Below are 5,427 nucleotides of genomic sequence, written 5' to 3'. Positions count from 1 at the left end.
ACGGGCGGCCCGCCTGCGCGGGCGGCCGCCGGCCCCGGGCGAGCCCCGGGCAGCCCGCGGTCGCCCGCCTCAGAACAGCGCGAGGCCCGCGGCGAGCATGAGCGGCATCACGGCGAGCGAGAGCAGGGTCGAGACCGACACGAGGCCGGCGCCCAGGCGGTAGTCGCCGCCGAACATCTGCGGGAACATCGCCGACACGGTGCCGCACGGCGCCGAGGAGGCGATGACGACCACGAGCTTCACCTCGACGGGCAGCGGCAGCACGGCGAGCAGCGCGAGCATCACCGCGGGGACGACGAGCAGCCGCAGGGCGCTCGCCAGGTACAGGACCGGGTCGCGCGCGAGCGCGCGCAGGTCGGCCTGGGCGAGATAGGCCCCCATGACGAGCATCGCGAGCCCGGTGTTGAGGTTCCCGAGGTCGGCCGCCGTCACCTGGAACACGCCGGCGAGGTCGATCGAGCACAGGAACAGCACGACGCCCACGGCGACGGCGACGACCGACGGGTTGGTCGCGATGGCGCGCGCCGACACGTCGGCGGGGTCGCTCGACACGAGCCGCACCCCGTAGGTCCACATGAGGGGCACCTGCGCGGCGATGCAGGCGGAGATGTAGAACACGCTGTCCGCCCCGAGGACGCTCTGCACCAGCGGTATGCCCATGAACCCCATGTTCGAGACCATGATCCCGAGCTGCGCCTCGCGGCAGCGGTCGCGAAACGCCAGACGGCCCACCGCGGCGGACAGCGCGGTGAACCCGAAGGACAGGGCGGCGCACGCGATGCCGGCCGCGAGCCTGCCCGCGTCGAAGGGGCCGGCGAGCGACTGCAGGATCACCGCGGGGGTCGCGACGTAGAGCGCCACGCGCGAGAGCTGCGCCGTCCCCGCCTCGTCCACCAGGCCGCCGCGCCGCAGCGCCGCACCGATCAGCATCATCGCGAACATGGCGAGCACCTGCGTGAGCATGACCGGCATCGTCGCCTCGACCGTCATCGGTCCCCCTTCCCTCCGCCGGACACCGGAGCATCAAGCATAGCGCTCCGACGGCGGCGGGGCGCCTACTCGGTGAGCAGCTTGGCGATCTGGACCGCGTTGGTCGCGGCGCCCTTGCGGATCTGGTCCCCGCAGCACCAGAAGGTGATGCCGCGCGCCGCCTCGGGGTTGGAGATGTCGCGGCGCAGGCGTCCGACCCAGATGAGATCCTGGTCGGAGGTGTCGATCGGCATGGGGAAGCGGTCGTGGGCGCTTGCGGCCTCGCGGTCGTCCACAAGCTTGACGCCCGGCGCGGCGGCCAGCGCCTCGCGAGCCTGCTTGAGCGTGATATCGCGCTCAAACTCGAGCGTGATGCTCTCGGAGTGCGAGCGCAGCACGGGCACGCGCACGCAGGTGCAGTTCACGCGCAGCTCAGGCAGGTGCATGATCTTGCGGCCCTCGTTTTGCAGCTTCATCTCCTCGGAGGTGTAGCCCTCGTACTTGAAGCCGCCGATCTGCGGGATGAGGTTGCTCACGAGCGGGGCGGCAAACGTCTTGGGCTCGGGAAGGTCTTCGCCGCGGCCCATGGCGCCGATCTGCGCCTCGAGCTCGGCCATGCCCGGCGCACCGGCGCCGCTCGCAGCCTGATAGGTCGACACGATCATGCGCGTCACACCGGCGATCTTGTGCAGCGGCCACGTAGGCACCAGGCCGATGATCGTCGCGCAGTTGGGGTTGGAGATGATGCCGTGGTGCCAGGAAACGTCCTCGGCGTTGATCTCGGGCACGACCAGGGGCACATCCGGGTCCAGACGAAAGGCGTGGCTGTTGTCCACCACGACGGCGCCCGCCTCGACAGCGTGCGGAAGCAGCTCGCGCGCCAGGTCATCCTCGACGGCGCCCAGCACGATGTCGCAACCGGCGAAGGCGTCGGGGCCCGCCTCGGCGATCGTCACGGTGCCGAAGGGAGTCTCGACCTGCTTGCCCGCGGAGCGCGCGCTGGCCAGCAGGCGAAGCTCGCCCACGGGGAAGTCCTGCTCGGCCAGGCACTGGATCATCTGGGTGCCCACAGCACCGGTAGCTCCCAGGATGGCGACGGTGTACTGCTTCATTGCGGTCTCCTTCCGTAGGTGAAATGAAGTGATGTTCGAACAGGGGCAGCTGCGTGCCGCCTTTGCCGCATCGTCTAGAACGGCTGCGGGGTCGGCTCGAGCTCAGAGGTCTCCACGATGCCGTTCTCGTCCGAGAAGGCCTTGTAGATGGTGCGGATGGCCAGCTCGAAGTCCTTCTCCTCCACGCCCACGATGATGTTGATCTCGTCGCAGCCCTGCGTGATCATGCGCACGCTCACGCCCGCCTGGCCGAGCATGCCGAACAGGTGGCCCGCCACGCCGGCGCGCCCGTGCAGGTTGCGGCCCACCGTGGCGATGAGCGCCAGGTCCTCCACGACCTCGATCTCCAGCGGCTCGACCTCGTCCTGGATGTCGGAGATGAGCGAGTAGAGCGAGTCGTGCACGTCCTCGGCCTGCACGACGGCGGCGAACTGGTCGACGCCGGTGGGCATGTGCTCGACGCTGACGTTGTAGCGCTCGAACACCGACAGGGCGCGGCGCATGAAGCCGATGCGGCTCGTGGTGCGGTCGCGCGCGACGTTGATCGCGAGGAACCCGCGCTTGCCGGACACGCCGGTGATGATCGGCTCGCTCTCGCCCTTCTTGGGGTGCTCGGAGATGATCGTGCCGGGGTCCGCCGGCGCGTTGGTGTTCTTGATGACGAGCGGGATGCCCGCCTCGCGCACCGGGAAGATGGCCTCCTCGTGCAGGACGCTCGCGCCCATGTAGGACAGCTCGCGCAGCTCCTCGTAGGTGATGCGCTCGATGGGCTGCGCATCGGGCACGATGCGCGGGTCGGCGGAGTAGAAGCCCGAGACGTCCGTCCAGTTCTCGTACAGGTCGGCGCCCAGGCACTTGGCGAGGATCGAGCCGGAGATGTCGCCGCCGCCGCGGTCGAGCAGGCAGATGCGCCCCTCGCGCGTGGCGCCGTAGAATCCCGGCATGACGAAGCCGCCGCGCGGGGCGCGCTCTTCGAGCAGCTGGGCGGTGCGCGTCATCGACAGGGTGCCGTCGTGGTGGAAGGCCACGACATCGGCCGCGTCGAGGAACGGCAGGCCCAGGTACTCCGCCATGAGGCGGGCGGTGAAGTACTCGCCGCGGGAGACGAGCTCCTCGGTGCTGTAGCCGCCCGACCGCGCGCGCTCGGCGAAGGCGGCGATCTCGTCGCGGATGGGATAGGACAGCCCCAGCTCGTCGGCGATGTCGAAGTAGCGCTGGGCGATGTCGTCGAGCAGGTCGTCGCAGGAGACGCGGTACTTGACGTGCGCGTTCACGAGGTAGAGCAGGTCGGTCACCTTCGCGTCGCCGTCGCGGCGCCGCCCGCAGGCCGACACCACCACGAAGCGGCGCGCCGGGTCCGCCTCCACGATGCCGCGGATCTTCCTGAAGTGCTCGGCATCCGCCACGGACGATCCGCCGAACTTAGCCACCTTGATCATATGCGCGCCATACCTTCCCCTTGACGGCGCCCTGCGCGACGGGGCCGGCCGCGGCGACGGGTCGCGGCCGGCCCCGCATCGAAAGTCGGCAGGAGCCACTTTAGTGCGTTCGAGTGTATGCAAGTGTACAGGAGCTTTATACACGACGGAAACGATACCTCAAATCGTCCCCGTTTGTTTCCAAACGAAAAACGCCCTGTGTCGCGGCGCTGGAGCGCGGCGGGCCGCGGGCGCGGTGCGCGCGGGCGCAAATCCGCTCTGCTACCATGGGCATCACCGAACCGAAACCCTCGCGCAAAGGAGTGTACGATGGGCCTCTTCCACAGCACGCGCTCGTCTGCCCCGACCCTTTCGAGCAAGGAGGCGATCCGCCGCGGCATCGCCGCCGACGGCGGCCTGTTCGTCTCCGACGAGCTCGGCGCGCGGCGCATCGACATCCCGACGCTTCCCGGCAAGGGGTACCTCGAGCTGGCGCGCGAGGTCATGGGCATCCTGCTGCCCGATTTCACGGCCGACGAGCTCGCCGCCTGCGTGGAGGAGGCCTACGGCGGGACCTTCGCGTCCGATGAGGTCACCCCGCTCGTCCCCCTCACCCGGTCCCCGGGCGCCGACGGGACGCCCGCCTACGTGCTCGAGCTGTTCGGCGGCCCCACGAGCGCCTTCAAGGACGTCGCGCTCCAGATGCTGCCCCGCCTCATGGCGCGCACCGGCGCCGACGGGGGCTCCGGCGAGCGCATCATGATCGTCACCGCGACCTCGGGCGACACCGGCAAGGCGGCGCTCGCCGGCTTCGCCGGGGCCCCGGGGTGCGGCATCACCGTCTTCTATCCCGAGGGCAAGGTCAGCCGCGTGCAGGAGCTGCAGATGACCACGCAGGAGGGGTCCAACGTCGCCGTGTGCGGCGTGCGCGGCAACTTCGACGACGCCCAGAGCGCCGTCAAGCGCATCTTCGCCGACGAGGGCCTCGCCGAGCGCTTGCGCGCGCAGGGCGTCGTGCTCTCGAGCGCCAACTCCATCAACGTCGGCCGCCTCGTGCCGCAGGTCGTCTACTACTTCGCCGCCTACGCGCAGCTGCTGCGCGCCGGCGCCGTCGAGCCGGGCGACGAGGTGGAGTTCTGCGTGCCCACGGGCAACTTCGGCGACATCCTCGCCGGGTACTACGCGAAGCGCATGGGCCTGCCCGTCTCCCGTCTCATCGTGGCGAGCGACCGCAACAACGTGCTGTGCGACTTCCTGGACGGCGGCACCTACGACCGCAACCGCCCCTTCTACACCACCTCCTCCCCCTCGATGGACATCCTCGTCTCGTCCAACCTCGAGCGCATGCTCTACTACGCGTCGGACGGCGACTGCGACCTGGTGGCCGACCTCATGGCGCACCTGGCGGACGAGGGCGCCTACGAGGCGCCGACGGAGCTGCTCGCGCGCATCCGCGAGGACTTCGGCTGCGGCTGGGCGGACGAGGACCAGGTCGCCGCGGCGATCCGCCGCTGCTGGGACGACAACCGCTACGTGATCGACCCGCACACCGCCTGCGGCTACCACGTGCTGGGCGAGCTCGCACCCGCCCCCGGCACGGCGGCGCGCGTCCTGCTGTCCACCGCGAGCCCCTACAAGTTCCCGCGCGCCGTGGCGGGCGCGCTCGGCCTGTTCTGCCCGCCGGACGACTTCGCGGCCATGAAGGTGCTCGAGAAGGCGACGGGCACGCGCGCGCCCAAGCAGCTCGCCACCCTGGAGGGGCGCCCCGTCCTCCATGGGGACGCGGTCGACGTGGACGGCATGGCCGCCTACGTCGAGGCGGCCGCGTCGAGGCTGTAGGGCATCGCCGCACCCGGCGGCCGTCGCCGCGCCGCACCCGGGGCCGGGACGTCCGCCGTCCCGGCCCCGCACCCGCCCGGGCTCGGGGC

The 5,427-nt window shown here is 70.6% G+C and carries 4 protein-coding genes; 1 reads left to right on the top strand and 3 read right to left on the bottom strand.

What is annotated here, in order from left to right; genetic code table 11:
• Nucleotides 1–69: 69 nt before the first annotated feature.
• The 3 genes from PHA29_RS10260 to PHA29_RS10250 form a co-directional block, all read right to left on the bottom strand.
• Complete coding sequence (locus PHA29_RS10260) at nt 70–990, bottom strand: AEC family transporter (RefSeq protein WP_270849535.1); 921 nt, start codon at nt 988–990, stop codon at nt 70–72.
• 65 nt (nt 991–1,055) lie between these two features.
• Nucleotides 1,056–2,081 (bottom strand): aspartate-semialdehyde dehydrogenase, encoded by a 1,026-nt coding sequence (locus tag PHA29_RS10255; protein ID WP_270849534.1) that lies wholly within the window; start codon nt 2,079–2,081, stop codon nt 1,056–1,058.
• Nucleotides 2,082–2,155: 74 nt separating this feature from the next.
• Entirely contained in the window at nt 2,156–3,520 is a 1,365-nt protein-coding gene (locus tag PHA29_RS10250) for an aspartate kinase (RefSeq protein WP_270574796.1), read from the bottom strand.
• A gap of 309 nt (nt 3,521–3,829) precedes the next feature.
• On the opposite strand from PHA29_RS10250, the gene thrC reads away from it, so the two are divergent.
• Entirely contained in the window at nt 3,830–5,338 is a 1,509-nt protein-coding gene (gene thrC / locus PHA29_RS10245) for a threonine synthase (protein WP_270849533.1), read from the top strand.
• Nucleotides 5,339–5,427: the final 89 nt, after the last annotated feature.

The organism is Candidatus Collinsella stercoripullorum (genome assembly GCF_027669965.1).
Lineage (GTDB): Bacteria > Actinomycetota > Coriobacteriia > Coriobacteriales > Coriobacteriaceae > Collinsella > Collinsella stercoripullorum.
This window is presented reverse-complemented; position numbering and strand designations above follow the sequence as displayed.

Coding starts and splice junctions, on each gene's coding strand:
- PHA29_RS10260 (WP_270849535.1), bottom strand. CDS start 990: ATGACGGTCGAGGCGACGATGCCGGTCATGCTCACGCAGGTGCTCGCC.
- PHA29_RS10255 (WP_270849534.1), bottom strand. CDS start 2,081: ATGAAGCAGTACACCGTCGCCATCCTGGGAGCTACCGGTGCTGTGGGC.
- PHA29_RS10250 (WP_270574796.1), bottom strand. CDS start 3,520: ATGATCAAGGTGGCTAAGTTCGGCGGATCGTCCGTGGCGGATGCCGAG.
- thrC (WP_270849533.1), top strand. CDS start 3,830: ATGGGCCTCTTCCACAGCACGCGCTCGTCTGCCCCGACCCTTTCGAGC.